This window comes from Enterobacter sp. 18A13, from assembly GCF_007035975.1.
Lineage (GTDB): Bacteria > Pseudomonadota > Gammaproteobacteria > Enterobacterales > Enterobacteriaceae > Enterobacter > Enterobacter vonholyi.
Genome location: NZ_AP019635.1, coordinates 36,283 through 60,406 on the forward strand (window position 1 = coordinate 36,283; position 24,124 = coordinate 60,406).

Below are 24,124 nucleotides of genomic sequence, written 5' to 3' on the forward strand. Positions count from 1 at the left end.
ACCTGTCCCCATAAGGGAGACTGCATTGGGAACATGCATGGCAAGAAAGAACAGGATCATGCCAGAAGAATTTTAGGCTACTGAGTACTCGCAAGTGGAGTATTATGCTTGCCGGGATCAGCTCTAAGTATTTTTTATATTGAAATTCCGTTAAATTGGAAATTTAATTTTTTTTGAACTGATTGGAATACCCCTCATGGAGGAAGTTTTGTTTCGTAAGGAAGCTCTAGATCATAAAAAAATGAAATGGCGTGGTAGAGCGCTCCTCATCCCTGGTATCCCTTTTTGGGTTGTGGCTGCCTTATGCCTTTTCTTTATTGCAGCGTTTCTGACATTTGTAATAGCAGGAACCTATACCCGTCGGGTCAATGTGACAGGAGAAATCAGTACCTATCCGCGTGCGGCAAACGTTTACTCCAGGGTGCAGGGGGTAGTAGTTAAGCAATTCGTCACAGAAGGACAAATAATTAAGTCCGGCGCTCCAATTTACCAAATAGATGTAAGTAAAAGCACGCGCAGTGGCGTGATCAGTGATAACCAACGTCGGGATATCGAAAACCAGCTTGAACGTATCACACAGATTATCAACAGGCTGGCAAGCAGCAGGAAAACCACCCTGGACATGCTGGAAAAACAAAAAGCGCAATATGAAGACGCTTTCCGACGCTCCACCGACATACTACGGCGTGCCCAGGAAGGTATTCGTATTATGAAAGAAAATATGGATAACTACCGCAACTATCAGAGCCGGGGACTCATCAACAAGGACCAACTTACCAGCCAGGTGGCTTTGTATTACCAGCAGCAAAGCAACCTGCTGAGTCTTTCTGGTCAGAATGAACAGAATGCTCTACAGATTACGGCGCTGGAAAGCCAAATCCACACCCAGGCCGCTGAATTTGACAATCAGATTTACCAGATGGAAATGCAGCGCTACGAGTTACAGAAGGAAATGCGGAACATTGATGCAGGTGGGGAGATCATCGTGCGTTCTCTGGCCGACGGTCGTATAGATTCGTTGAGCGTAACGACCGGACAGATGGTCAACATTGGTGACAGCCTGCTTCAGGTCATTCCGGATAACATCGATCACTACTCCCTTGTGCTCTGGGTACCTAACGATGCTGTCCCCTATATTACTGTCGGTGACCGGGTCAACATTCGCTATGAGGCTTTTCCGGCTGAGAAATTCGGTCAGTTTGCTGGGACTGTGGCCGTCATTTCCAGGGCACCTGCCTCGCCGCAGGAAATGCTGACTTATCAGGGGGCACCCAAAGCCGCACTAACCACCGCTGTACCGTACTATAAGGTTATTGTCAGACCTGATAAACAGACCATTGCCTACAACGGAAAACGGTTGAGTCTGGAAAACGGTATGAAGGCACAGGGCACCCTTTTTCTGGAAAAAAGGACGATTTACCAGTGGATTTTGTCACCGTTCTACGACATGAAAAATAGCGCAACAGGACCGGTCAATGAATAAGCTCTCCTTCAGAAAATTGCTTGAACAGATGGATATAAGGCTACGTCGCCGAGTCCCAATTGTTCATCAAACCGAGTCTTCGGAGTGTGGTCTGGCCTGCCTGGCGATGATATGTGGCCACTACGCCAAGAACATTGATCTGATTATGTTGCGCCGGCAGTTTAACCTTTCTACACGTGGAACCTCGTTATCCGGACTGACCGGCATTGCCGAACAGCTGGGGCTATCCACCCGTCCTCTGTCACTTGAGCTCAATGAGCTTTCATTGCTGAAAATGCCGTGCATACTGCACTGGGAATTTAACCATTTTGTGGTGCTTGTCAGCGTCAGGCGTAACCACGCACTTCTGCATGACCCCGCACGCGGTCGACGTACCGTCAGCCTGGCCGAGCTTTCACGTAGTTTTACCGGTGTTGCGCTTGAAGTCTGGCCCGGCAGCACATTTACGGCAAATACTGTACGTAACCGATTCAGCCTCAGCACTTTGATGAACAGTGTGCACGGTCTCAGGGGGGCGCTAGGAAAGATATTTTGCTTATCCTTAGTGATAGAAACCATAAACCTGATGATGCCTGTTGGAACACAGTTGGTGATGGACCACGTACTTCCAGCCGGAGATCGTGGTTTACTTACCCTTATCTGTATTGGCCTGATGTTATTTATCCTGCTTAGGACAGCAGTAAGTATGCTGCGCTCCTGGTCTTCTCTAGTCATGTCGACACTGATTAATGTTCAGTGGCAATCGGGATTACTTAGTCACCTGCTAAGGTTGCCATTGAGCTATTTTGAGCGACGCAGGCTGGGTGATATTCAGTCCCGATTTGATTCACTGAATACGCTACGTGAGACGTTTACGAGTAGCATCGTAGGGGCGCTAATGGATGGTATTATGGTCATCAGCGTAGTCGTGATGATGGTGCTATATGGTGGCTGGTTAACCTGGGTTGTTCTGGGATTTACTGCAGTTTACGTACTTATCAGGTTACTGACATACAGCACGTACCGTCAGTTGTCTGAGGAAGAGCTTGTCAGGGATGCCAGAACCCGCTCGTATTTTATGGAAACGCTGTATGGAATCGCCACGGTTAAGATGCAGGGAATGGGCGAACGCAGGGGGACTCACTGGCTAAATTTAGAAATAGACACCATTAACACCGGGGTAAAAGTCACCCGGATGGACCTGCTTTTCGGCGGAATAAATTCATTTATAGGGGCCTGCGACCAGATAGTAATTTTATGGCTGGGCGCAAGCCTCGTGATTGATAACCATATGACTATAGGTATGTTTATTGCCTTTAGTGTATTCAGAGAACAATTTGCAGACAGAGTGTCTTCATTAACTAAATTTATTTTACAGTTGAGAATGATAAGTTTGCATAATGAACGTATTGCAGATATTGCTGTACATCCTCAGGAAGAAAGAAAACCAGATATTCTAATTGATGTCGCCATGCGTCCTGTTTCATTAGAAATAAATAATCTCAGTTATCGCTATGATAGTCAGTCCGCACCGATTTTTAGTGGCCTCTGCATCCGTATTAACCCAGGTGAAAGCATAGCGATAACAGGAACTTCTGGAGCCGGAAAAACGACTCTGATGAAGGTGTTGTGCGGGTTGTTTGAGCCTGATTCTGGTAAGGTTATCGTAGACGGAATTGAAATTAAACAATTAGGCTTAAATAATTACCATAAAATGATAGGTTGCGTAATGCAGGACGATAAATTATTTTCCGGTTCGATACGAGAGAATATTTGTGGTTTTGATGAAAACGAAAATGAAGAGTGGATGATTGAATGTGCAAGAAAATGCTACATTCACGATGTTATATTGAAAATGCCTATGGGCTATGAAACGTTGATCGGGGAGTTAGGAGAGGGGTTATCTGGTGGTCAAAAGCAACGGTTATTTATTGCCAGGGCCCTTTATCGCAAGCCTGGTATCATTTTTATGGACGAAGCGACCAGTGCGCTGGACTACGAAAGTGAAAGTTTTGTTAATATGGCAATAAAAGAACTAAATATAACCAGAGTAATAATTTCACATAGGAAGACTACTATTGAATCTGCTGACAGGGTGATCTCGCTGGATGATAAAGTTGAATATAATGGTTATTAAGAACAGTAGTGCCCTTTCTCGGGGCTGTATCAGCGCCGTTGCCCGCGAGTTTGGGAACCTCAGGACAAACCATCATGCGCCTGCGTGATGAGGCAGTCAGCCCGTTTTTACCAGAATAAGGGGATCGAACCACCCCGGAACGGTCCCCTACTCTTTAGCGTTATTGCAGACGCGGATAACAGTCATTTTGGACACGCCAGCCAGGCGGGCTGTTTCACGCAGGGATTTTCCGTGTGTAATGCGGAGAGTTCGTATCAGTTCATGTTTCTGCACATCTGCCACCCTGCCTCGGTATCTGCCCTCCGCTTTTGCCTTGCTAATACCTTCAAACTGGCGGCGTCGCCGGTCCTCGTAGTCCTTTCGAGCAATAGCGGCAAGCATATCCAGCATCATGCTATTCACAGCCTTCAGCATGCTTCGGGTAAAGTCATCACTTACTGTGCTGGATAGCGCCAGATGGCTGGTCGGCAGATCAAGACTGACGATGGCCAGCTGCTTATCGGTGATTTGCTTTCTGAGTGTCTCCCAGCCTGCATCATCCAGGCGGGTAAGCCTGTCGACCTGTTCAATGAGAATGACATCACCTGGTTCCGCATCGCCAAGAAGTCTGATCAGTTCAGGGCGGTTCATTGTCGTACCTGAGACATTATCGATATACCAGCCAGCGATACGATGACCATGCTGGTTTGCAAACGCCTTCAGTGCATTTTTTGCACGACTGGCATCCTGCTCTGAAGTGGATGCCCGGAGGTAACCAAAAACGAACATTTTTTGCCCTTATGGTAACATTTAAGTGGTATTGCCAATAATGGTATCACTTATGTGGTAACAATAATATTAACCGGTATCTTTTTGTGTGGTATACATAAAGCATACCCTAATGCGACATCGGTTATCCCTTCACATTTTGATATACCGTCATGCGTGTCTTTCTTTTACTCATTTGAGTTTTTACTTACTCCGTGAGTTTTTGAGTATATGAGTCTTTGTGTAAATGTGTGTTTTTGCTTTTACTCATTTAACTGAGATGGTAAACTCAAAAACTCAGAAGAGTAATTGAGTAAATACACAAAGGAGTTTTTGAGTGTGAAGGTGATTTCTTTTCTTAACCCTAAAGGCGGTTCAGGTAAAACCACGGCAGTAATCAATGTGAGTACTGCAATGGCTCGAGCGGGATACAACATCGCAGTTGTGGATACAGATCCTCAGATGAGCCTGACAACCTGGAGTAAATCTGGGAAGGCTGCATTTGATGTGTTTACAGCCGCTTCTGAAAAAGATGTATATGGCATTAGGAAAGACCTTACTGAATATGATTTTGTCATCGTTGATGGTGCCGGTTCGCTTTCCGTTATTACATCTGCTGCGGTAATGGTCAGCGATCTTGTTATCATTCCGGTTACTCCCAGCCCGCTTGATTTTTCTGCAGCAGGAAGCGTTGTCACTGTCCTTGAAGCGCAGGCATATAGCCGGAAAGTTGAAGCTCGTTTTCTCATCACCCGAAAAATCGAACAGGCAACCATGCTTAGTGTTCTAAAAGAAAGCATCAGGGACACTGGAGTTAAATCGTTCCGCACGGCTATTACCCAGCGTCAGATTTACGTCAAATCGATTCTTGATGGTGACAGCGTGTTCGAGTCTAGTGATGGAGCGGCTAAAGGTGAAATCGAAATCCTTACAAAAGAAATATTTAGCATATTTGAGTAATTGTGTCTTTACTTATATACTCAAATGAGTAATTGATGATAGGAGTAAATATATGGCACTTGAAAAAGCCCATAGTGGTAGCAAAAAAATGACATTCGGTGAGAACAGAGACCTCGATAGGGTGGTTTCTGCGCCAGCCCTATCAGGAAAAGTTAAGCGTGTTAACGTCAATTTTGATGAGGATAAACACACCAGATTTAAAGCCGCCTGCGTGCGAAATGGAACTTCAATAACGGATGTCATCAACCAACTTGTAGATGGTTGGCTTAAAGAAAATGAATAACCGCCATTTAAGCAGTAATGTACATCGGACTGTCAGTGTCGAGGGATACTGCTGGCGTCCTCTTCAGGCTGTGGGGCGCGACCAGGCGCATTGAACGTGATGGTGATGATCTTTCTGGCCAGCCCCTCATCAGAAAGGGCATCATCCACACTGACATCACGAATCAGTGGACTTTCCTCTTCTATATGTTGGGCAATATCCCGCAGCCACTCTGCCAGCATTTCTCTGTCCATCTTTCTCCGCTCCGGTTGTGTACATTCAGCATCAACATACCACACCAGGAAAAGTGAAGTCTGCGTAGTGTGGTTAAAAGATAACCGTTTTGTCAGGCGTGCTGTCATCCGTGCTGGTAGCGACCTGCGCGGAATACCCTCATTTTATACACAGGATTGCCCACCGAAATTGTGGACAGCAACGATGAAAATACGATGTCGCTGCGCTCCTCATTCATACCGCTCTGCTGTGAACGCCGTGCCGCTACTGTAGCCGGGCCGCTTCGAATGCAAGGGTTCGCTACGCCGGTGTCCTCACCCGGTCGCAGTTAATTTCAAAGGCATTACCCGCTGTCTTCCCGTCGTTTTCCGTCTCAATTTTCGCCGTCAAACCGTCCAGCCAGCGTCTGCTTTTTCACTGCGCTGCGGCTTGCGGCACCGCCCCTGCATTCTCCGCTTTTAACCCGGCTGTCGTATCGGCACGGCGTAACTGGCGCCGCATTTGAGAAAGGAGAATGATTATGTCCCGTTTCATCCTGGGTAACTGCGTCCATATCATGTCCGGCTTTCCGGATAATGCTGTCGATTTCATCCTTACCGACCCACCATATCTGGTAGGTTTTCGTGACCGTCAGGGGCGTACCATCGCCGGCGATAAAACCGATGAATGGCTGCAACCCGCCTGCCATGAGATGTACCGCGTCCTAAAAAAAGACGCGCTGATGGTGAGCTTCTACGGCTGGAACCGCGTCGATCGCTTTATGGCTGCTTGGAAACATGCCGGATTCAGCGTTGTCGGCCACCTGGTGTTTACCAAAACCTACACATCGAAGTCCGCCTATGTGGGCTACCGCCATGAGTGTGCCTACCTGCTGGCAAAAGGCCGTCCACGTCTGCCACAAAACCCGCTGCCGGACGTGCTGGGCTGGAAATACAGCGGCAACCGGCACCACCCGACCGAAAAACCCGTAACCAGCCTGCAACCGCTGATTGAGTCCTTCACGCATCCCGGTGCGATTGTGCTCGACCCGTTTGCCGGAAGCGGCTCCACCTGCGTGGCCGCACTACAGGCCGGGCGGCGGTACATCGGTATTGAGCTGCTCGAACAGTATCACCGGGCCGGCGTTCAGCGGCTGGCCGCTGTCCGGCGTTCAATGTGCCTGCCCGCTGCCAACGGTGACTGGCTTCCGGAGGCTGCATGACGAATTACGCCGGAAACGAAGCGCTGCGTGCCGACGTTGCCGCCCTGGCAAACAGCATGTGCGACCTTCGCGTCACCCTGAATGCGCTGGAATCGCGCTACCGCTACGATGCGGAGAACCTGACAGAACGGCTGGCCCGCCAGACAATTTGCCGCATCAACGCACTTTATCTTGAAGCATACCGGCAGGCGCTGGAGCTGGACGCCAGCTTTAAAGACTGACACGGACGGGCGGAAACGCCCGTCAGAAAACGACACAGGAGAATCAAAATGTACGGAACACGCGAAGAACTCTGCACCCGGCTCGAAAACATGTTCACCCCCGACGAGCCGCTGGTCCTGCTGGTCTGGACCGAAGAAGCTTTTTATGTCGCCTGCGGTGAACTTGATGTAAAGCCGGAACCTGCCGAGATTCAGGGGCTGATGGAAACAACCGGTAATACGGATATGGCTGTATATCGCAGGGAAGGCGTTACAAATTCTGGCGTATGCGACCTTCTGGTACGACACCGTGAGGCCGTGGCACGCGAGGTAAGCGTTCCCGCGGCGCTGCTCATGCGCGTACTGCGGCGACAGGAAGGCGACCTGGAAAATCTTGTCGGGCAGGCATGGGAGGTGGGCCGACCCACGCCTGAATTCCTCAAACAGGCACTGCACGATGTCAGAATGCTGATGGAACGGATCTGATGCAGCCACAGGGCCGGGAGCAATCCTGGCCCTGCCGGTCCTGCAACGCAAAAGGATGTCGCCAGCTCCTCTGTTCCGGCGCGACCTCCACGGCGTTACGGCCGCGCGGTGAATGACGTTCGTGCGCTCTGCGGCTTACGCCGTGCCTCTACTCTAGCCCGAACGCTGCAAATGCAAGGGTTCACTGACGTCGATGCCTTCACCCGGTCGCCGTATGTTTAAAGTCTTGTCGCGGTTCTTCCCGTCGTTATCTCGCTCAATATTCGCTCGCTAACCGTCCAGACCCTCTCCGCTGTTTACCGGCGCTGCGGCTTCATGCATCGCCCCTGCATTTTTCGCTCCCTGTCGGGCTGTCGTGTCGGCACGGCGTAAGCCGGAACTCAGACAACATCGACCACGGAGGAATTTTTATGCGCACTACGACCACCACGCCTGCTGTCTACGTTGGCACGTATCACAAGTACAACTGCGGCAGCATTTACGGCAAATGGTTTGACCTGACAGAGTTTGACGGCAGGGAGGATTTTTACGAGGCCTGCCAGGCGCTGCATAACGATGAATGGGACGCCGAATTTATGTTTCAGGACTGGGAGGGCATCCCGTCGCAGTTCGTCTCTGAATGCTCCATCGACTGGGATTTTATCGCCGCGTTCAAACAGGCTGAAGAAGAGGGGAGGGAGGGCGCGTTTATCGCCTGGGCGGAGTATACCGGCGAGTGTGACTATGACGCGTTTGATGATGCATATCGCGGCGAAGCGGAAAGCGAGGAGGACTACGCGCGGGAGATGGTGGAGGACAACGGCCTGCTGAATGAGGTGCCGGAGCCGCTTCGCAGCTACTTCGATTTTGAAGCCTGGGCGCGTGACCTGTTCAGCAGCGGTTATGTATTCCATGATGGGTACGTCTTCAGCAACTGATTTTCCCCGGCAGGCGGTTCAGCCGCCTGTCAGCCCGCGCGCAAAACCCTGGCAGGCTCTGCCTGCCGGCGAAGTACGCCGCGCCTGCGGCGCCGCGCATCTCCGCCAGTGTCTGATGTACCTGTGGTGTCAGGGTATGAACACCGGTGTGCTGCAGCTGGTCGGCGTTATTTCTGTTCCGGTGATAATCTCTGCGTTGCCGTTGCCGTTGCCGTTGCCGTTGCCGTTGCCGTTGCCGCTGGCAATAGTGTCCATACCGGTGGCGTACTGGTTGATATCACTGTCCTGCCGGCTTTTCTTCCTGAGCGATATGACTGCGGGCGACTTCCCTGGCGGGAACCGGGGCTGTCATGCTCCGCACAGAGCCAGCTTCGCTGTCTCTGCCCGGCCCCTTCGGGGCAGCGGGTTTCCATCCCTCTGTCGCAACGTCAACGGCAGGCTTGCTGCGACCGTTCCGGTCACGCCGCCCTTCACGCGCCGTATCCTGCGCTTTCTGCACCCCGGCAAACTGACGCCGGGCTGTAAGGCGCAACGCCGTTTCGCGCCCGCGCGTTCCGTCGTTGCGGCGGGTTCCTGCTCATTTCCTCCTGGTCATTTCACCCCTCTGAGTCCTTTCGCCGGGGCTGAGACAAGCACAGTCGCTGTCAGCTGTCCAGGGTAAATGGCACGCGGTAAACCGCGCCCTGGACATCCGCCATCGCCCGTGCTGGTTTACGCCCCTGCGGCGAACGGCTCTCAAACGGGTGAAGGTAACAACCAGGGGGCGCGTTCAGCAGGTCCCCGCAAAACGTCAAAACCGCGGCCCCGGCAACTCAACGGGTGATGGTTTTAAGGGCAACACAACCGGAAGGAAAATTCATCATGACAGTACGCGGAATCAACAAAGTCATCATCGTGGGCAATCTGGGGCAGGACCCTGAAGTCCGTTACATGCCTGGGGGCGGTGCGGTGGCTAATCTCAGCCTCGCCACCTCTGAGTCCTGGCGCGATAAGCAGACCGGAGAGATGCGCGAAAACACCGAATGGCACCGTGTCGTGCTGTTCGGCAAGCTCGCGGAAGTGGCGGGGGAGTACCTGCGCAAGGGTGCTCAGGTGTATGTCGAAGGCCAGCTGCGTACCCGTAACTGGCAGGACGACAATGACGTGACCCGTTACGTCACCGAAATCGTGGTCGGGCAGAACGGCACCATGCAGATGCTCGGCGGCGTCGTGACGGCGGTCAGGCTCAGAGTGCCGCACCGCAGCAGCCCGCACAACCGCAGAACTCTGGCGCTGCGGCACAACCTGCTGGCACTGCTGATAAATCCCCTAAAGCGAAGGGCGGCAGAAAAGGCCGTCAGAGCGCCGCGCCGTCTCAGGAGGCTCCGCAGCCGCTACCGGACGACTATCCGCCGATGGATGATGATGCCCCGTTCTAGAAACCTGATGAACACGCCCCGCAACTGTCGGGGCTGAAGGAGAAAACATGAGCATTTATAACGCCGGACCGTTACCCGATGACACCTTCACCCGCGAACAGGCCGAAGCCGTGGCGGCGGAGTTTGCGAATGTCGCGATTGAGGACGACCAGGGGACGCACTTTCGCCTCGTTGTCCGTAAGGATGGCGAGATGGTCTGGCGCGCATGGAATTTTGAAGCGGATGCCGGGAAATGGCTAAACCATTACATCGAACGTTACGGTATCCGTAAAACGAAGTAAGCAGTAAGAGGTGCCCTGCCGGAGACGTCCCTCCGCAGGGCCGGACAATCATCAATAACACTCGAGGTATTAACTATGTCAGTAACCGAGTCTAAAGCAAAAGCACCCAAAAAAACCAGCACTAAAAAAATCACGAAGGCGCAGGAATATGCCCTGAAAGCCGCCCTTGAGGCCGCTGTCATCGAGTATGTTCCGCTGTCCGATCTCGTTAAATCACCTTTTAACGTGCGCACTATCCCGTATTCCGTGGACAGCGTTCGCGGTCTTGCCGACTCCATTGAGGCGCTCGGACTGCTGCAGAACCTGATTGTTCACACTCTCTCGGACGGTAAATACGGCGTAGCCGCAGGTGGCCGCCGACTCACCGCCATGCAGCTTCTGGCAGAAGAAAACCGTCTCCCGTCCGGTTACACCGTTGCCGTGAAGCGCGTCTCAGACGACATTGCTGCCCTTGCCTCCGTCGCGGAGAACGAGCAGCGTGCTGCCATGCATCCTGCCGAGCAGATCGCGGGTTTCCGCACCTTAGCAGTGCAGGGCAAAAGCCCTGCGCAGATTGGTGATGCGCTCGGCTTCGGCACCCGCCACGTGCAGCGCATGCTGAAGCTGGCAAATCTTGCGCCTGCCCTGATGGATAAGCTCGCGCAGGACGAACTGACCGTTGAGCAGTGTCAGGCGCTCTGTCTCGAGGACGATCCTGCCCGTCAGGTTGAGGTATTCGAAAGTGTAAAAGCCAGTTGGTCGAATGCCCCCGCGCACCTGATTAAACGCGCCATTACCGAAACCGAGATACGCACCGACAACACAAAATTCCGTTTTATCGGGCGCGATGCCTACGAGGCGGCAGGGGGTTACGTCCGTGAAGATCTGTTCAGCCAGGGCGAGGGCGACGGCACGGCAGACAGCGTGCTGGTTGAGCGTCTGGTGCAGGAGAAGCTGGAGCGTATCGCACTGGACATTCAGCAGCGTGAGGGCTGGGCATGGAGTCGCGGACGCGCAGCCCGTATCTGGTACCACGGCGAAGACGGTAAAGAGTTCGTTCAGCCTGTTGAACCCGATCCGGTGTACACCCCTGAGCAGCAGCAGCGTCTTGATGCGCTGCGGGAGCAGTACGACGCATATGACAGCGTTTGCGACGAGTCGGATGCGATCGAAGCGGACATCCTCGCCATTCAGGAGGCGGCAGAAGTCAGCGCGTGGACTGACGACATGAAGTCCGGCGCGGGGGTGATGGTCAGCCTGTACGAAGGGCAGGTGTACGTGCAGCGCGGTGTGCGCCTGAAAGCAGATATGCCGGAAGAGACCGAATCTGGCAGCGTAACGGTGCCGTTCACCTCACGCCAGCCCGACGTCGCAGAGGGGATCAGCGTCCCGCTGCTCACGAAAATGACCTCCGAGCGTACGCTGGCATTACAGGCGGCGCTGATGCAGCAGCCCGAAAAGGCGGTGGCGCTGATGGTCTGGCGCATGTGTACCTGCGTCTTTTCCGGCTGTCTGACCACGACGCACCCGTTCCGCATCAGCCTGACGGTCTCACACAGCAGCCTGACGGAAAATGCCCCCTCAGGTAAGGGCGGCGCAGCGTTTGACCTCCTGATGACCGAGAAAGCACGTCTGAAAGCCCTGCTGCCGGAAGGCTGGGAGAAGGACTTCACCACCTTCTTTACCCTGAGCGGGGAGGCTCTCATGTCATTTATGGCCTTCTGCACCGCCTGTTCCGTTGACGGGGTTCAGACCCGCGATATGGGGCATACCTCCCGAAGTCCACTCGATGCGGTCGAGGCGGCAATCGGGTTCCACCTGCGCGACTGGTGGCAGCCGACGAAGGACAACTACTTCGGCAGCCTGAAACATCCGCAGATTGTCGCCTCCCTGAAAGAGGCGGGGCTGACGGGCGCGGCGGGTGACGCGGAGAAGATGAAGAAGGGCGACGCCGCAGCACATGCGGAGCACTTCATGCAGCACACCCGCTGGGTTCCGGCATGGCTGAAAGGACCTGAGCCAGCGCCTGAATCCGGTGCTGACGACGCTGTTTCAGATACCGACACCACTGACAACGATACCACCAACACGGCACACGCCGCCTGATAACGGAGCGCCGCCCTGCGGGGCGGCGATAAGGAGATTCGTATGCGCACTATTCTGACCCCCGATGTACTGAAAACGATGTCCTGTGATGAGTTTGAGGACTGGCGCGACAGCGGTGAGGACTACCGCCGCGAACTGACCCACGCCGTCATGCGTGACCTGTCCTGCCCTGAAAGCTGGGGCATGAACGGCGAGTACCGCAGCGAGTTCGGCGGCTTCTTCCCGGTGCAAATCCGCTTCACCCCTTCCCACGGGCAGTATCATCTTGCCGTATGCAGTCCCGGTGGCATCAGTCCCGTCTGGATGGTGGTGTTCGTTCCCGCCAGCGGTCGCCCGTTCTCCGTTATTCGTACCCTGAGCGACTACCAGCCGGAGTTTGTCAGCCACACCGTCAGCCTGACGGCGCGTCTCGATGCGGACGGATACAGTCAGGCCAGCATCATCAGCATTCTGGCAGCGGAGGGCGCGGTATGATCCCTTCACATCTCTCTCTGGTTCCCTTCAGCCCTGAGCGACGCGCCGCGATGGAAGCCATCGCCGAGGTTGAGCGCAGGCGGTCGCGCGGCGCGGTGTCCATGATGTACCCGTATGCCAGCGCCTTTTTCCGGCGGCTCACGGGCAGCTCGCGCATCACTCTCAGGGAAATCCATTATTTTGCGCCGGTGCTGACGGCGCGGGAGCTGCGGGGCAGCAGGGACAGCTGGCTCAGTGCCATCGATGCCCTGATTGAAAGCCGCGGGACGTGTTGCTGGCTGCCGCTTCCTGTCGGTGCCGGTCAGCGCCTCTTTCCGGAGGTGGCCTTTCAGCAGACCGAGCGGGTTCGCTGTCAGGACGCCCTGCGGGATGAAAAATACACCCGCCAGCGCCGTAAGGAAGCGTGCCAGCACGAAACAGCGTATCAGGCGCTGGCAGGGCAGGCGGAGATTGAGCTGGCATTCCATACCCCGCAAACGGTCAGCAGCTGGAGCGCACGCTGGTCGGGGACTGAACTGTGCCAGTTCGACCTGGAGGAGATGTTCTGGCGCTGGAGCGAGCGTTTCCCGTCGCTGGAGCCAATGGAGCGCTGGATGACGGAGAACCAGCCGTTCTGGACGGTGATGGCCGAAACGGATGCGCTGGCGCGGGAAAGCACTGAGTCTGTCAGGCAGCTGGAGCGCTGGATGGTTCCGAACAAGCTGACAGCACGGAGCCGTGTATGAAGTGGCGTTACTCACTGCGCTGGAAGCGTCCCTTTCCCTGCCCCGGTGAACCAGAGCTGGCGTCAGAAGTGGTGGAGGCAGGGAAGCCCGCCCCTGAATCGGTGATGGCTCTCTGGGTGGCGGGAGCAGGGTATGCGGTGTGTGTCGATTTTCTGGATGAAAGGCAGATAAGACGCTGGAGTGATGAACGAAAAGCGGCTGCCCGTCGGCGGAATCTGGAACGTCGCGTGAACCGGATTGCGCCGCTGTTTGCTGATGAACTCATTGAGCGGGAAATGATGACACGGCCTGAGTATTTTCGGGGAAAGTCGCCTCATTGAGTATGATATTTTACTTTGCCGGAAACAGGGTCGGCAGGGTATTAAAAAGGATAATTTACAGATGAGATACTGGTCACGCTGTTAAATGGCCTGTTAACGATGATCATAGACTTCGGTGCGCCGGAGATGTTCGGAAGCAAGGCTTACTATATCGGGGGGGCAATCTGTGCCCTGGTCTCGATGGTTATCACCTGGCACGATCCGCCTGGTAAGCTGGACAACGTGCTTTTCTTTCTTTTTAAATTGGGAGTTCTGGCTGCGGGGCTGGCATTTTTTGTCTGGGGGGTTGGATACGGACTGGCAATCTGGGGGGATCACAATCCGGATGAACTGGTCAGTAGCGCTTTCGATATCCTAATTCCAGACATGGCTCTGCTGGCAGGGATTGTCATTCTGTGTGGTATCCTGGTACATATCAGGAACCGTTAACCTGAATGTTGCCAGGATAATGCAGTGCCCTATTCTGCCAGAATGCTGATGATGCTGGCCTGGCTAATGAACTGGCTGGTATCACCGAAACTCACCCGGAATGGAAATCAGTTATGACAGAAGTTCAGTATGCCTTTACTCATTTTTTGCGAATGTTTGTTTTAATAGCCGTAATTAGCGCAGGATATGGATATCTCATCATCAGTGTTGTTATGACCCGGAAGCGGGCATTTATTCTTCAGTTTTTGTCTCTTGCCGGACTCGGTGCGTTATTTTCATTCCTAGTGTTCAGGAGTGACGGTATGTGGTCAGGTGCTCCTGAAGTGTCTCAGGCGATACTCATCGGGATGTTTACTGCAACGGTCATTTTTTACATGTTCTGCCTGCTTATTCGTGCCGTTGGTTGGCTCATAGCTCGATGATATTCCTGGTCAGAAAGAGCATCTGCCCGGTATAATCGACGTGGCGCTTGAGGCTTTTTGCCTCATGACGTGAAGGTGGTTTGTTACCGTGTTGTGCGGCAGAAAGCAGAAAGCCCCGTAGTTAATTTTCATTAACCCACGAGGCTTAGTCTGTATGCCTGAACAACATCAGATTAGCCGCTTACCTGCCGAAAGGCAAGGAGAAGTCAGCTATGAAACTGCCACGAAGTACCCTGCTCTGGTGCGTGTTGATAGTGTGTCTCACACTGCTGATATTCACTTACCTGACCCGAAAATCGCTCTGCGAAATCCGGTACAGGGACACGAACAGGGAGGTGGCGGCTTTTATGGCCTACGAATCCGGTAAGTAAGCTACCTGGAGGCGGGGGAACCCCCCCGCCTTTTCAGGTGCTGAGTTGCTCTGACATGCCTGAAGCGCCTTTATGAAGGGGTTACCGGTTAGATGGTAGCCCCTTTTTCCTTCCTGGCGCGACCGCACGCCTGAACTTCTGGGAAGGGCTGTTCCCCTCCGGGGAACAGGGGAAGGGGGACGCGCCTCCGGCGCTGCCCCTCTGCTCCCTCCGCCTTGTCCACACTCCAGCCTTTCCTGACTGATTTGCTGAAGTCAGAGCGCCATGAGTTACCTGCCTGTACCTGGCTTCAGCATTGTTTTCCCTGTGTTCTTCATCCCGGGTGTCATATCCGGCGTCCTGCTGGTTAACTTTCTCAGCTGCAGCTCCGTGGCCATAAACCGAAAACAGGGCAGGGCGATGTCGGGTAGCAGCAGCGCATTACTGCGCCGCCGCCCCCTGAGAACGGTACGTGCAGGTTTCCCCGCATACCGCTCAAGCCTTTATAAATGCCCGCTATGGGCACCGGCCTCCCTGCTGTGTAACTGACGGTGGCAGTTGGGATGTAGCAGTTCAAGATTGGACATGTCGTCGCTGCCGCCCATAACCTTCCTGATCCGGTGGTGTATATTCCAGCCTGTCTGGTTAGTGATGAGTTGCCTGCAACGAGGGCTGCACTTACCCTGACGTTTCCACAATGCCGCCACGGTTTTCATCTTCTTAAGTTTCCCGGTCCAGATCAGGTCCAGACGGCGCTCGAAGTAGATTTCCATGCCGGGCGAATAGGGGGTCGCGTCCCCTCTGATCTTGATGTGGCGTTTGATGGGCGTATCCATCGCCCGGGTGAGAAGCAGCGTTTTACCCTCCGGGGTCGCGGCGCTGAACTGCCAGCGTCGGTCCCCGAACGTGAAATACTTATCTGCAACCCAGCGCCGGCCTTTACGAGTATGCCGCCGTTTACACCACTGCCATATTGCCCGCCAGATATGGGTGTCTACGTAATTAAAAATATCTTTGGCCACGACATGCTGATGATAGTTTGCCCATCCACGGATCACCGGATTGAGCAGGTTTATCAGCTTCCATGCCGGAAGCGTCGGATTACCCTTAATTAATCTTCTGACTTTGCTCAGGAAGTTTTTCAGATTCTTTTTGGCCGGCTTGATCAGCATCTTGCCGCCATATTTTCTGACGTTCTGCCCCAGAAAGTCGAAGCCTTCTTCGATGTGCGTTATCGCTGTTTTCTCCTCAGACAGCGTAAGCCCCCGTTTTTGCATGAACGCAGCTATCAGGGGCTTAACCTCATTCTCCAGCAGCTCGCGGGAGATCCCGGAGCATATGAAGTCGTCGGCATAGCGTACATAGTTCACCTGATGTTTTGCCCCGTAATGCCTGCTCTTCCTGAATGTACGCATCAGTTCTCCCTCCAGCCCGTCGAGTGCCATATTGGCGAGGAGAGGGGAGATAATGCCTCCCTGCGGGGTTCCACTTTCGGTGTGATAGAAGACGCCTTTTTCCATATATCCGGCTTTCAGCCATTTCCTGAGGATCCGCTTGTCCATTGGTATACTGGACAGCAGCCAGTCATGGCTGATGTTGTCAAAACACCCTTTGATATCGCCTTCAAGCACCCATGCTGGCGACACTTTCTGGCTCATCCGGTGAAATACGGACTCGATGGCATCGTGAGTACTGCGCATGGGTCTGAAACCATAGCTGTTATTGTCAGCCATAGTTTCTGCCACAGGCTCCAGTGCCAGCAGCCACAGTGCCTGCATGGCTCTGTCCCTTAATGTCGGGATCCCCAGCGGGCGCTTTTTGCCATTCGATTTTGGGATATATATGCGCCTGAGCGGCTGTGGTCTGTAGCTTCGCGGACTCAGGTTGCACATCCCTTTCCATTTTTCATCCGGGGTGCTCCATGTTTTGCCATCCACCCCGGGCGTCCTTTTCCCGGTGTTTTCAGTGACACGCCTGACAGCAACGGCTTTGCCAGAGAACGAGCGTGTGAGAATGCGCTGAAGTTCTCTGACCCGCCGCCATTGTTGCTGCCGGGTTGCCTCTGCAATCCGTAGCTGTAGCTTTCGCACCCGGGCATGGCTGGCACGCCAGTCAATGGCGTGCCAGCCTGTCGGGCGGGGTATCGTGGACACACTGTCGTGTGTATTCATCTCGCTGATATCCTGTTGAAAGTTTTACAGTATCTCATGCAGATAAAGACCAGACGGAAGTCTGCCCGCTTTCGCGTCGAAGCATGCACCGCTCCGTATCCTGATTATTACCATCAGGCATTCGCTTTTTCCGTCCTCCTCTGCCCGCACCGCCAACAGTGTTCCTTGCGGTTCACCTGCCATCAGGCAGCGATACGGGTTTACCAGGTTCCGTTTAACATACAAAAGGTCAGGGCGGGTTCTGTCTATTCACCGGAGATCTCAATGTCCATGTGCTCCGGGGGGACCAGTGGAGCAACCCGATCTCGTGCCATTTTGGTTCAGGCCTTTCAGCATCTTTGGCCTGTTGCCGATAACGGTGTTTATCAACAGTTCACATGTGTTAACCCTTCTGACCAGCCTTGCAATCCAGCCGCATGATGCTTGCAGCAGGGGAGAGTCCCTTACGGGAGTCTCCCCGGGCTGACGCCCGATCTCGTTGTCCCGGAAGCTTCAGACCCCGCCGTTACCAGCAACGCCTGTTCCGGTAGGCTACAGCTAATGGAATAGCTGGTTTTATCAAAGTAAAACAATATGTTAAACGACTTCCTGTCGCACGTCCCCCTTCGGCTCCCGGCCAGCGCTGCTGTCCGGTCGTCGAGCCCCACTCCGCCAGGGCGGCCGCTGACGCACCCGCCGGGCTCCGCCGAACCCCTTCGGGGTTCGTGCCATACGGCTAGGGTCTGATGGCGAAGGTCAGGGGCTGCGGCTTCTCCGGCCGTGCCGTCCGGAACGCCTTCACCGCGCCGGCTGATGCCGTCGCTTTAATGGCGCCACGCCGTTCCGACGTGTCGGGTGTGTGCATCCTGTTCTCCCGGTGAAGCTATCTCCCGTGCGTCCTCACGCGGAGGGCTATTCGTAGCACCGTCGGGTCGTCATCCGAAGGGTGAAATGCACTCCGCCAAAAGTTTTTGCGGGGCGCAAAAACTTTTGTCTCCGCCCTTCTCCTGCCGCCCCGCCGTTGCTACTCGGCCCTTGCCGCGAGAGAACTCACCAGGGAGATGGACAACCATCACCACAGGAGAAAACCAGGATGCACACACGAAACGTCAACGTCAAAACCGCCGCTCAAGAATCTACCGGAAGATGGGGTACAGACCCGAAAGTCCGTCTGGCCTGTGTTATCGCAGAGCAAAAGTCATACCTGCTGGAGCTGTGTCAGGTCTGGAACCTGCAACTGTCAGAGGCCGACGAGGCGGAAGAAGTCTGCAACATCCTTTGCGCCATGAGCAAAAACGTCTGGGACGAGGGCGTGCTCAACTGGATGCGTGATAAGCCGCTGCTGTCGTTCCATGTCGTACAGCCGTGGTTACAGGCTCAGGCTCACGCCGTCCGGTTATACGGTGCAACGGGGATGGCGGCGTGGACGTATGCGAACAAGAGCCTGAAAAACTGCATGAACTTTGAATACGCCATGCTCGCAGAGTGAGTGCACTGGCCTGACTAAACACGGCGGCAGGGGATGCCGCCAGTTACATCGGAGAGACATCATGAGCATCAGCAACGGTAATGCGAACAGCACATTCAGCCTCGACGCATGGGAGAAAAGCGCGCTCAGCGGGCTTGAGAGCCTGCAAAACAAGGTCAGCAAAGCCCTGCTGAAGTACCAGAGCAACACCGATAAAACGGCGCTGGGTGAAGCGGAAAACAGCGGTATGGACGAGCTGAAAGCAACGGTGATGCGCATCGTTAAGGCAACACCTGCCATTCAGCAGAAAGTTGACGATATAGCCGACATGCTGAACCTGATGGCTCAATTTTCCGGCATCACGTTTGACGATTAACCACAGCGGCGACATTCAGGCGCCATAAACCAGAAGGAGATAAACCATGCACTTAAATCTGACCGAATCCTGCGCTGAAGCGGGTATTTACGCGACCAGTGAGGCAGAGCGTGAATACTGGCTGAGCCGCGAAAAATCGTATATCGCAGCGCCCGTCGAAATTGACGTTCACGCCTTCCATGATGCGCTGGGGCTGATGTACCCGATGAACTGGCGCAGCAGTGAGAACGGCGAGTGTGAAACCTTTATGCTGGCGGAGATGGTCTGCGGCAACGTGACCGAAATCTATGCGCGGATCGGTATCCGTTATTACCGGATGCGCGACTACAGCAGCCTTAACCACGCGGAGATCCTGGCCCGCGTTAAGGAGGAAATGCAGCGCCAGATATGAAAAAGGCAGACTTTCGTCTGCCATATCCCGCCGGATTTATTCGCCTGGGAACGATGAATCCGGCCTCAACTAAAAGGAAACATCTATGAATCATTTCAGAAGAGCGTCAATTGTTACACCGACCGCCCTGTATGTCCAGATGCTTGAGGCGGAAAACGCACCCGTAAAAAAACAGGTGCGCATTAAACGCAGTGATATCGACCGTGACGAAATCAGCGCCGAAATGCGGGCGCTGGGTCGTCACATAGCGCACTGCCGGAAGAAGAGGCGCGCCGTTCGTATTCCTGCCATGCGCGGGAGTGAGTGGGGGCAGGTGTTACGCACGCTCGAGATGAAGCGGGCATTTAACTGACGGAGGAGCCGCCCCGCAGGGGGCGGCATTTGAGGAGGAAATATGTCTCAACTCAGTTTTGCCTGTTTTTTTGACCAGGCGAAAGCGGCCGCACCCTTAACACCCGCGAAACCCGTATTGCCAGCCGTGAACGCGCCGACGATACCGCACCGGATGATGAGCACTGACGAAGCACGGCACCAGTTTATCAGCGTGTTCAGGGATACCGCCCGCCAGCTGCGCCGCTGGGAGGTGTTCAGCGACTTTATCACGCTGGCGGCCAGCGAGTTGGATATGGCGCGGATAAGAACGCCGGAGAACATTGAGCGCAGCCGTGAAATCTGTTCGAAGTACGGCGAGAGCGATATCAGCAATATGCATACGCTTTTCTGCCTTATGGTCTGCGCGCTGGAGGCGAAATTTCACGACTTTCTCGGTGCGATCTTCATGGAGCTTGAGCTGGGCGACGACCGGAACGGGCAATATTTCACGCCGTATCACGTCCAGTCACTGCTGGCGAGGCTGCTGATGCCGGACGTCGACGAAACGATACGCCGTGAGGGATTCGTGACCGTCAGCGATCCGGCAAGCGGTGCGGCGGGGATGATTGTGGCGTATGCGGAATATCTGCTGGAGGCGGGCTATAACCCGTCTGAGCACATGTTCGGTAGCTGCATCGATATTGATCCGATCGCGGCGGATATGGCCTTTATCCAGCTATCCCTGCTGGGTATTCCTGCTGAGGTGATCACGGGCAATACGCTGACGATGCAGCTTAACAGGGTCAGGTATACGCCGGTGTACTATATCAACAACTTTGAGAAGCGCCTGGAGGATCAGCGCCGAATTAATGCCATGCGCCAATTTATGCGATCCATGAATAAAGCTGCATAACTAGCCTGAAGGGCAGGGGAATACCCTGCCTTTCGTGGCATCAAAGGCCGCGCGCCTGCGGCGCAGAGTAATACCGGCAGCGCTACGCGCCGCCCATATTACTCCGTCGCGTGGGTTTCTCATTATTAGTTATGAAGACCTGTGATATTTCATCCGGCATACTGCTGTTTATCTTATCTGCTATTTATTCCTTGCGTTGAAAATAATAAATATTAGTCCGGGCGTCGTCCCTGAAGGGACACGGCACGTCGTGAACAGAGCCAGCAAGCTGTCTCTGCCCTTCGGGCGTCCATCCTGACGCAAATTCAAAATCACGCTTGCTGCATCCTGAAAGGATGCGCCGCTTTCACCGTGGCGGTAATAAATTACCGCCGCTCTGATGTCCGTAACGGTAATTCGTCTTGCGCCGATTTTACGTTCCGGGAGGTGTGCATTCTCCTTGTGTGACTATCTCCCGATTTCATCAATTCGCGGAGGGCTGCTTTTAGCATCAGCCGAACAATTTAAAATCGATGAACGCAAGCGCTACTGTGTTACAGATGGAGATGAACGTCTTGATTTTATTCCCGCGCTCTTTTTTACGCCTTCTGCTGATAACATGATTGCCAGCTGGTTACGTCAGCATTCAGATTATGATGGTGGTTTCTGGAATTACTGGATTATTCCGCAGGGTACTGGCGGAAACGTGGCTCCGAACTGTGTCAGGTTCACCACCGCACAAACAGGATATATCGCACCAGAAGGTGAACAGCGCTATAACATGGTTATTCCCGGTAATTACTTTGAGGCAGAAGTCAGTGCTGATGCAGCAGGAATTATTTCTACCCTGATGATAATGAACTGGCTATCATGGAAGGTGGTAGGTATGGGGCCGGAATATGCCACGGTCCTTAATCATCTCATCGCCCGTCAGGATGCGCTAAAGGATTATGTCAGCATTATTCAGCACCCGGAACGCGAACTGATATGGCGTGCTATTGATTAACAGCTGATGCGTCATTCAGGTGACGCATTTTTTTTGATTCCGTTATAAATAGCTCTGATTTCCTCTGCGTACTTCTGGCGTTTCCTCTCCTGCGCCTCCGTTTCACGAAAGCCTGCATTATAAGCTCCTACTGCCCTCCAGGAGTATCCCCAGCGCTTAAAAGCAATTGCGAGATAATAGGCACCCGTATAGATATTCATGCAGGGATCTCTGTAAAGATTACCAGCCGTGATCCCATACTGAGCCAGATGCGAAAAATTCTGCGAGTGTATTTGCATCATACCGACAGCGTAACTTTGATTGCTGACAACGTTCATTGCATCAGGGCGCCATGATGACTCTCTGAAAGAGATTGCACGCAATAAATCAGGTTCAATATGGTAATCCCTTCCCGCCATATCAAAACAGTCCTGAGCAATGGCTGGAGAGGTAACCACGAGTAATCCAGCGAGAAGAACGTTCTTCATCTGCAATATTCCATATCTGTCATATCCCATGTCTAGAGTGCCATTTCCGATAAAAAACGGCAATGCCGGAATATGCGGAATCCTGCCCGGCGGACAATTTTGTCTAAACCTGCTTCTTAACTTCAAAGTCCCACACCCGTCGCAAGATTGCATCTTGCCTGATTTTTCTTTGAAATCATGCTGTTATGGTTTTTTAAAGACTGCAAAGTCATTTGCATCATTGATGCATAGAGTATATATATACTCTATGCAGAGTATAATTAGAGTGCTTGATATACTCTTGTTATACTATGCATTTAAAATCAATTAGATAGATAGAGTGTACTCTAGGGTATACTCTGGTTTTTCGAGGGGGTGTACTCGTTACTATACTCTGCAAAAATAAATGATATACTCTGAACATACTATGGATAATTTTCCGAATTTATATTTTAATAAGATTCTAAATCTGTAAGGAAAAGCAAAGAATGCCACGGATACAAACATTTGTCAGTAATCAGGTCAGGGAAGAAATAGATGCGATTATTACTGAGCGCAGGCAGGAAGGAGCAACGGAGACTGATGCAACAGTTTCGTCAATAACTTCCATGTTAGTTGAGCTAGGGCTCAGAGTTTATCGTATTCAGAGAGAAATGAAGGAAGGCGGTTTTAACCAGATGGAGTACAACAAGGTTATGCTGGAAAGTATGGTTAGAGTCAGGGCTATGTGTAGTGAAATTTTGAAAATGAATATGCTTAGTGAGGAGCCTGTAGCTAGTGGTAAATTTGACGCAAAAACTATTAAGCTATTTATTGATAAGGTTGCTAAAGAAAGCGTTGGTATTTTCTTTCCGGATGCGTAAGGTAATGTTTAGGGAATTCTGCGAGGGGTGTATTTAGATGCTATTTTAAAGAATTTGGTTTTATTGAGTCGTGAATGATGTGTTAGATGTTGTTGGGGTTTCGGGAGCAACGGAACAGTAAACACCGTTAAGCGGTCATTTTAAATAGCCAAAAATTAACCAGCCAATTTACATCGCATATTGCCATTTTTAGCCACCTCTTTTACGATAGCCAAATTAACTATACCCATCCTGGCCGTTTGCGGAGCAAAAGACGCAGTGGCTCTCAACAGATTGATTTACCTGTTATTGACCATTCAATTGAACCGCTTAACCGTCTTTTTGGTTCCACTACTCCCCAAACCCCAATAATTCTTTCAGGGTTCTTTTTGTCAGGATTGGGTTTCCATATTTAGATGTCCGTCTGTAACAGGTGGGCATCTAAGTTACCAGTACTTGCTTAATGGCTACATACGGCGCTGGCTTTACGCTTACGAATAACAGGACGATAAAAGCGGATAAATGTACTTCATGGGGCGTCCCCAAGAAACACCAGACAGTAGATGTATCTTAAAATAAGAGATAGGTTTAAACATATGTCTAATACTGGTTCTAATTTTGAGGTGATAGGAATACTGTTGGGGCTGGAGCTTCGTAAGCGTAAGACTACGCAGGAAAAGATTGCCATTCATCTTGCTGCATGGTCATGCAGACGGTTAAAATTTACCGGGCGCGTTTCCGGTGGTTTTTCGGTTTAACAGCCACGACTTTCGCCCGTCTGACCCCGGAAACGCTCTCATTCCGTTTTAGCTGTGCGCGCAAGAGGACGTTATGTTCAATGGTCTCCGTTTCCATCACCGTCACCGGCGACGCTGTGGCCGCCAGCTGAAGGTGTCTTCTGGTTCGAGACCCTGCGCCTGTGCCGCTTCCCGTTTTTTGTCCGCTTCCCGTTCAGCAAGAATGATTTTCAGTACCTGTTCCCGGATGCGGCGTCTTGTCTCCTGAGGCATCCTTACCCTGCCGTGTAATCCCATAGCCCTGACCTCAGCTGCAATCGCGTCTGCCAGGCGGCGGGATTCATATTCAGTCAGTTTCTGGCGTTTCATGGTGTCCTCCGCTGTGCTGCTTTCT

General features: G+C 52.8%; 29 protein-coding genes and 2 pseudogenes. 26 read left to right on the forward strand and 5 right to left on the reverse strand.

Features of this window, described 5'->3' with window-relative positions; translation table 11 throughout:
* The first annotated feature begins 208 nt into the window (after positions 1 to 208).
* Together FOY93_RS22715 and FOY93_RS22720 are read left to right on the forward strand one after the other, a co-directional pair.
* Complete coding sequence (locus tag FOY93_RS22715; RefSeq protein ID WP_143345841.1) at positions 209 to 1,483, forward strand: HlyD family secretion protein; 1,275 nt, start codon at positions 209 to 211, stop codon at positions 1,481 to 1,483.
* Entirely contained in the window at positions 1,476 to 3,599 is a 2,124-nt protein-coding gene (locus FOY93_RS22720) for a peptidase domain-containing ABC transporter (RefSeq protein WP_143345783.1), read from the forward strand. Before FOY93_RS22715 ends, FOY93_RS22720 begins: the two co-directional genes overlap by 8 nt.
* Positions 3,600 to 3,746: 147 nt before the next feature.
* Here the strand turns inward: FOY93_RS22720 and FOY93_RS22730 are convergent, their stop codons facing one another.
* Positions 3,747 to 4,367, reverse strand: a complete 621-nt coding sequence (locus FOY93_RS22730; RefSeq protein WP_143345784.1) for a recombinase family protein — start codon at positions 4,365 to 4,367, stop codon at positions 3,747 to 3,749.
* A 318-nt stretch (positions 4,368 to 4,685) separates the two neighbouring features.
* Here FOY93_RS22730 and FOY93_RS22735 point away from each other — a divergent pair, with 318 nt between their 5' ends.
* The gene (locus tag FOY93_RS22735; protein ID WP_123061021.1) at positions 4,686 to 5,306 is read left to right on the forward strand and encodes a ParA family protein; all 621 of its coding nucleotides are present in this window, start codon (positions 4,686 to 4,688) and stop codon (positions 5,304 to 5,306) included.
* A gap of 52 nt (positions 5,307 to 5,358) precedes the next feature.
* Positions 5,359 to 5,589: a plasmid partition protein ParG gene (locus tag FOY93_RS22740; protein WP_017694173.1), complete on the forward strand. Its 231-nt coding sequence runs from the start codon at positions 5,359 to 5,361 to the stop codon at positions 5,587 to 5,589.
* A 32-nt stretch (positions 5,590 to 5,621) separates the two neighbouring features.
* Here FOY93_RS22740 and FOY93_RS22745 read toward each other — a convergent pair whose 3' ends face one another.
* A complete protein-coding gene (locus FOY93_RS22745; RefSeq protein ID WP_017694174.1) occupies positions 5,622 to 5,822 on the reverse strand; it encodes a hypothetical protein in 201 nt (66 codons plus the stop codon).
* Between the two features lie 500 nt (positions 5,823 to 6,322).
* Here FOY93_RS22745 and FOY93_RS22750 point away from each other — a divergent pair, with 500 nt between their 5' ends.
* The 15 genes and pseudogenes from FOY93_RS22750 (at position 6,323) to FOY93_RS22815 (ending at position 15,131) form a co-directional block, all read left to right on the forward strand.
* Positions 6,323 to 7,003: a DNA methylase gene (locus tag FOY93_RS22750; protein ID WP_123061023.1), complete on the forward strand. Its 681-nt coding sequence runs from the start codon at positions 6,323 to 6,325 to the stop codon at positions 7,001 to 7,003.
* Positions 7,000 to 7,224, forward strand: coding sequence for a YubE family protein (locus FOY93_RS22755; RefSeq protein ID WP_123061024.1), 225 nt, complete (start codon positions 7,000 to 7,002; stop codon positions 7,222 to 7,224). The genes FOY93_RS22750 and FOY93_RS22755 overlap by 4 nt, the downstream gene beginning before the upstream one ends.
* Before the next feature lie 48 nt (positions 7,225 to 7,272).
* Positions 7,273 to 7,689, forward strand: a complete 417-nt coding sequence (locus FOY93_RS22760; protein ID WP_123061025.1) for a DUF1380 family protein — start codon at positions 7,273 to 7,275, stop codon at positions 7,687 to 7,689.
* 410 nt (positions 7,690 to 8,099) lie between these two features.
* A complete protein-coding gene (locus tag FOY93_RS22765) occupies positions 8,100 to 8,606 on the forward strand; it encodes an antirestriction protein ArdA (protein WP_123061026.1) in 507 nt (168 codons plus the stop codon).
* On the forward strand, positions 8,572 to 9,267 hold the full coding sequence (locus tag FOY93_RS24155; protein ID WP_172621947.1) for a hypothetical protein: 696 nt from the start codon (positions 8,572 to 8,574) through the stop codon (positions 9,265 to 9,267). Before FOY93_RS22765 ends, FOY93_RS24155 begins: the two co-directional genes overlap by 35 nt.
* 200 nt (positions 9,268 to 9,467) lie before the next feature.
* Positions 9,468 to 10,024, forward strand: a pseudogene (ssb, locus tag FOY93_RS22775) (single-stranded DNA-binding protein).
* Positions 10,025 to 10,071: 47 nt separating this feature from the next.
* Positions 10,072 to 10,305 (forward strand): DUF905 domain-containing protein, encoded by a 234-nt coding sequence (locus tag FOY93_RS22780; protein WP_143345785.1) that lies wholly within the window; start codon positions 10,072 to 10,074, stop codon positions 10,303 to 10,305.
* A gap of 75 nt (positions 10,306 to 10,380) precedes the next feature.
* Positions 10,381 to 12,390: a ParB/RepB/Spo0J family partition protein gene (locus FOY93_RS22785; protein ID WP_143345786.1), complete on the forward strand. Its 2,010-nt coding sequence runs from the start codon at positions 10,381 to 10,383 to the stop codon at positions 12,388 to 12,390.
* 42 nt (positions 12,391 to 12,432) lie between these two features.
* A complete protein-coding gene (psiB, locus tag FOY93_RS22790; RefSeq protein ID WP_123061030.1) occupies positions 12,433 to 12,864 on the forward strand; it encodes a conjugation system SOS inhibitor PsiB in 432 nt (143 codons plus the stop codon).
* The gene (locus FOY93_RS22795) at positions 12,861 to 13,589 is read left to right on the forward strand and encodes a plasmid SOS inhibition protein A (RefSeq protein WP_123061031.1); all 729 of its coding nucleotides are present in this window, start codon (positions 12,861 to 12,863) and stop codon (positions 13,587 to 13,589) included. The genes psiB and FOY93_RS22795 overlap by 4 nt, the downstream gene beginning before the upstream one ends.
* Positions 13,586 to 13,909 (forward strand): theronine dehydrogenase, encoded by a 324-nt coding sequence (locus FOY93_RS22800; RefSeq protein ID WP_123061032.1) that lies wholly within the window; start codon positions 13,586 to 13,588, stop codon positions 13,907 to 13,909. Before FOY93_RS22795 ends, FOY93_RS22800 begins: the two co-directional genes overlap by 4 nt.
* A 99-nt stretch (positions 13,910 to 14,008) precedes the next feature.
* Positions 14,009 to 14,338: a hypothetical protein gene (locus tag FOY93_RS22805; RefSeq protein ID WP_143345787.1), complete on the forward strand. Its 330-nt coding sequence runs from the start codon at positions 14,009 to 14,011 to the stop codon at positions 14,336 to 14,338.
* A gap of 113 nt (positions 14,339 to 14,451) precedes the next feature.
* Positions 14,452 to 14,760, forward strand: coding sequence for a hypothetical protein (locus FOY93_RS22810; protein WP_123061034.1), 309 nt, complete (start codon positions 14,452 to 14,454; stop codon positions 14,758 to 14,760).
* Between the two features lie 154 nt (positions 14,761 to 14,914).
* Positions 14,915 to 15,064 (forward strand): annotated as a pseudogene (locus FOY93_RS23820) (DUF5431 family protein); the annotation flags it as partial.
* Complete coding sequence (locus FOY93_RS22815) at positions 15,006 to 15,131, forward strand: type I toxin-antitoxin system Hok family toxin (RefSeq protein ID WP_223540704.1); 126 nt, start codon at positions 15,006 to 15,008, stop codon at positions 15,129 to 15,131. The pseudogene FOY93_RS23820 and the gene FOY93_RS22815, both read left to right, overlap by 59 nt.
* 482 nt (positions 15,132 to 15,613) lie before the next feature.
* Here the strand turns inward: FOY93_RS22815 and ltrA are convergent, their stop codons facing one another.
* Positions 15,614 to 17,281: a group II intron reverse transcriptase/maturase gene (gene ltrA, locus FOY93_RS22820; protein WP_143345788.1), complete on the reverse strand. Its 1,668-nt coding sequence runs from the start codon at positions 17,279 to 17,281 to the stop codon at positions 15,614 to 15,616.
* Positions 17,282 to 18,353: 1,072 nt separating this feature from the next.
* On the opposite strand from ltrA, the gene FOY93_RS22835 reads away from it, so the two are divergent.
* The 6 genes from FOY93_RS22835 (at position 18,354) to FOY93_RS22860 (ending at position 21,705) form a co-directional block, all read left to right on the forward strand.
* Positions 18,354 to 18,749: an ammonia monooxygenase gene (locus tag FOY93_RS22835; RefSeq protein WP_143345789.1), complete on the forward strand. Its 396-nt coding sequence runs from the start codon at positions 18,354 to 18,356 to the stop codon at positions 18,747 to 18,749.
* Positions 18,750 to 18,810: 61 nt separating this feature from the next.
* Positions 18,811 to 19,104 carry a hypothetical protein gene (locus FOY93_RS22840; RefSeq protein WP_172621948.1) on the forward strand — a complete coding sequence of 98 codons (294 nt, stop codon included), beginning with the start codon at positions 18,811 to 18,813 and terminating at the stop codon, positions 19,102 to 19,104.
* 46 nt (positions 19,105 to 19,150) lie between these two features.
* Complete coding sequence (locus FOY93_RS22845; protein WP_143345790.1) at positions 19,151 to 19,495, forward strand: hypothetical protein; 345 nt, start codon at positions 19,151 to 19,153, stop codon at positions 19,493 to 19,495.
* A gap of 139 nt (positions 19,496 to 19,634) precedes the next feature.
* Positions 19,635 to 19,847: a hypothetical protein gene (locus FOY93_RS22850; protein WP_143345843.1), complete on the forward strand. Its 213-nt coding sequence runs from the start codon at positions 19,635 to 19,637 to the stop codon at positions 19,845 to 19,847.
* Positions 19,848 to 20,003: 156 nt separating this feature from the next.
* On the forward strand, positions 20,004 to 20,720 hold the full coding sequence (locus tag FOY93_RS22855) for an N-6 DNA methylase (RefSeq protein ID WP_427859739.1): 717 nt from the start codon (positions 20,004 to 20,006) through the stop codon (positions 20,718 to 20,720).
* Between the two features lie 379 nt (positions 20,721 to 21,099).
* The gene (locus tag FOY93_RS22860) at positions 21,100 to 21,705 is read left to right on the forward strand and encodes an antirestriction protein (protein ID WP_143345792.1); all 606 of its coding nucleotides are present in this window, start codon (positions 21,100 to 21,102) and stop codon (positions 21,703 to 21,705) included.
* A gap of 11 nt (positions 21,706 to 21,716) precedes the next feature.
* Here the strand turns inward: FOY93_RS22860 and FOY93_RS22865 are convergent, their stop codons facing one another.
* On the reverse strand, positions 21,717 to 22,172 hold the full coding sequence (locus FOY93_RS22865) for a transglycosylase SLT domain-containing protein (RefSeq protein ID WP_143345793.1): 456 nt from the start codon (positions 22,170 to 22,172) through the stop codon (positions 21,717 to 21,719).
* A gap of 467 nt (positions 22,173 to 22,639) precedes the next feature.
* Here FOY93_RS22865 and traM point away from each other — a divergent pair, with 467 nt between their 5' ends.
* Positions 22,640 to 23,014, forward strand: a complete 375-nt coding sequence (gene traM, locus FOY93_RS22870) for a conjugal transfer relaxosome DNA-binding protein TraM (protein WP_143345794.1) — start codon at positions 22,640 to 22,642, stop codon at positions 23,012 to 23,014.
* An 839-nt stretch (positions 23,015 to 23,853) separates the two neighbouring features.
* Here traM and FOY93_RS22875 read toward each other — a convergent pair.
* A complete protein-coding gene (locus tag FOY93_RS22875) occupies positions 23,854 to 24,099 on the reverse strand; it encodes a hypothetical protein (protein WP_123061044.1) in 246 nt (81 codons plus the stop codon).
* Between the last annotated feature and the right edge of the window lie 25 nt (positions 24,100 to 24,124).

Coding starts and splice junctions, on each gene's coding strand:
- FOY93_RS22780 (WP_143345785.1), top strand. CDS start 10,072: ATGAGCATTTATAACGCCGGACCGTTACCCGATGACACCTTCACCCGC.
- FOY93_RS22755 (WP_123061024.1), top strand. CDS start 7,000: ATGACGAATTACGCCGGAAACGAAGCGCTGCGTGCCGACGTTGCCGCC.
- FOY93_RS22765 (WP_123061026.1), top strand. CDS start 8,100: ATGCGCACTACGACCACCACGCCTGCTGTCTACGTTGGCACGTATCAC.
- psiB (WP_123061030.1), top strand. CDS start 12,433: ATGCGCACTATTCTGACCCCCGATGTACTGAAAACGATGTCCTGTGAT.
- FOY93_RS22740 (WP_017694173.1), top strand. CDS start 5,359: ATGGCACTTGAAAAAGCCCATAGTGGTAGCAAAAAAATGACATTCGGT.
- FOY93_RS22750 (WP_123061023.1), top strand. CDS start 6,323: ATGTCCCGTTTCATCCTGGGTAACTGCGTCCATATCATGTCCGGCTTT.
- FOY93_RS22745 (WP_017694174.1), bottom strand. CDS start 5,822: ATGGACAGAGAAATGCTGGCAGAGTGGCTGCGGGATATTGCCCAACAT.
- FOY93_RS22845 (WP_143345790.1), top strand. CDS start 19,151: ATGCACTTAAATCTGACCGAATCCTGCGCTGAAGCGGGTATTTACGCG.
- FOY93_RS22855 (WP_427859739.1), top strand. CDS start 20,004: ATGAGCACTGACGAAGCACGGCACCAGTTTATCAGCGTGTTCAGGGAT.
- FOY93_RS22785 (WP_143345786.1), top strand. CDS start 10,381: ATGTCAGTAACCGAGTCTAAAGCAAAAGCACCCAAAAAAACCAGCACT.
- FOY93_RS22840 (WP_172621948.1), top strand. CDS start 18,811: ATGAGCATCAGCAACGGTAATGCGAACAGCACATTCAGCCTCGACGCA.
- FOY93_RS22800 (WP_123061032.1), top strand. CDS start 13,586: ATGAAGTGGCGTTACTCACTGCGCTGGAAGCGTCCCTTTCCCTGCCCC.
- FOY93_RS22795 (WP_123061031.1), top strand. CDS start 12,861: ATGATCCCTTCACATCTCTCTCTGGTTCCCTTCAGCCCTGAGCGACGC.
- FOY93_RS22810 (WP_123061034.1), top strand. CDS start 14,452: ATGACAGAAGTTCAGTATGCCTTTACTCATTTTTTGCGAATGTTTGTT.
- FOY93_RS22805 (WP_143345787.1), top strand. CDS start 14,009: ATGATCATAGACTTCGGTGCGCCGGAGATGTTCGGAAGCAAGGCTTAC.
- FOY93_RS22835 (WP_143345789.1), top strand. CDS start 18,354: ATGCACACACGAAACGTCAACGTCAAAACCGCCGCTCAAGAATCTACC.
- FOY93_RS22865 (WP_143345793.1), bottom strand. CDS start 22,172: ATGAAGAACGTTCTTCTCGCTGGATTACTCGTGGTTACCTCTCCAGCC.
- FOY93_RS22730 (WP_143345784.1), bottom strand. CDS start 4,367: ATGTTCGTTTTTGGTTACCTCCGGGCATCCACTTCAGAGCAGGATGCC.
- FOY93_RS22720 (WP_143345783.1), top strand. CDS start 1,476: ATGAATAAGCTCTCCTTCAGAAAATTGCTTGAACAGATGGATATAAGG.
- FOY93_RS22860 (WP_143345792.1), top strand. CDS start 21,100: ATGTCCGTAACGGTAATTCGTCTTGCGCCGATTTTACGTTCCGGGAGG.
- FOY93_RS22760 (WP_123061025.1), top strand. CDS start 7,273: ATGTACGGAACACGCGAAGAACTCTGCACCCGGCTCGAAAACATGTTC.
- FOY93_RS22850 (WP_143345843.1), top strand. CDS start 19,635: ATGCTTGAGGCGGAAAACGCACCCGTAAAAAAACAGGTGCGCATTAAA.
- traM (WP_143345794.1), top strand. CDS start 22,640: ATGCCACGGATACAAACATTTGTCAGTAATCAGGTCAGGGAAGAAATA.
- FOY93_RS22875 (WP_123061044.1), bottom strand. CDS start 24,099: ATGAAACGCCAGAAACTGACTGAATATGAATCCCGCCGCCTGGCAGAC.
- ltrA (WP_143345788.1), bottom strand. CDS start 17,281: ATGAATACACACGACAGTGTGTCCACGATACCCCGCCCGACAGGCTGG.
- FOY93_RS24155 (WP_172621947.1), top strand. CDS start 8,572: ATGTATTCCATGATGGGTACGTCTTCAGCAACTGATTTTCCCCGGCAG.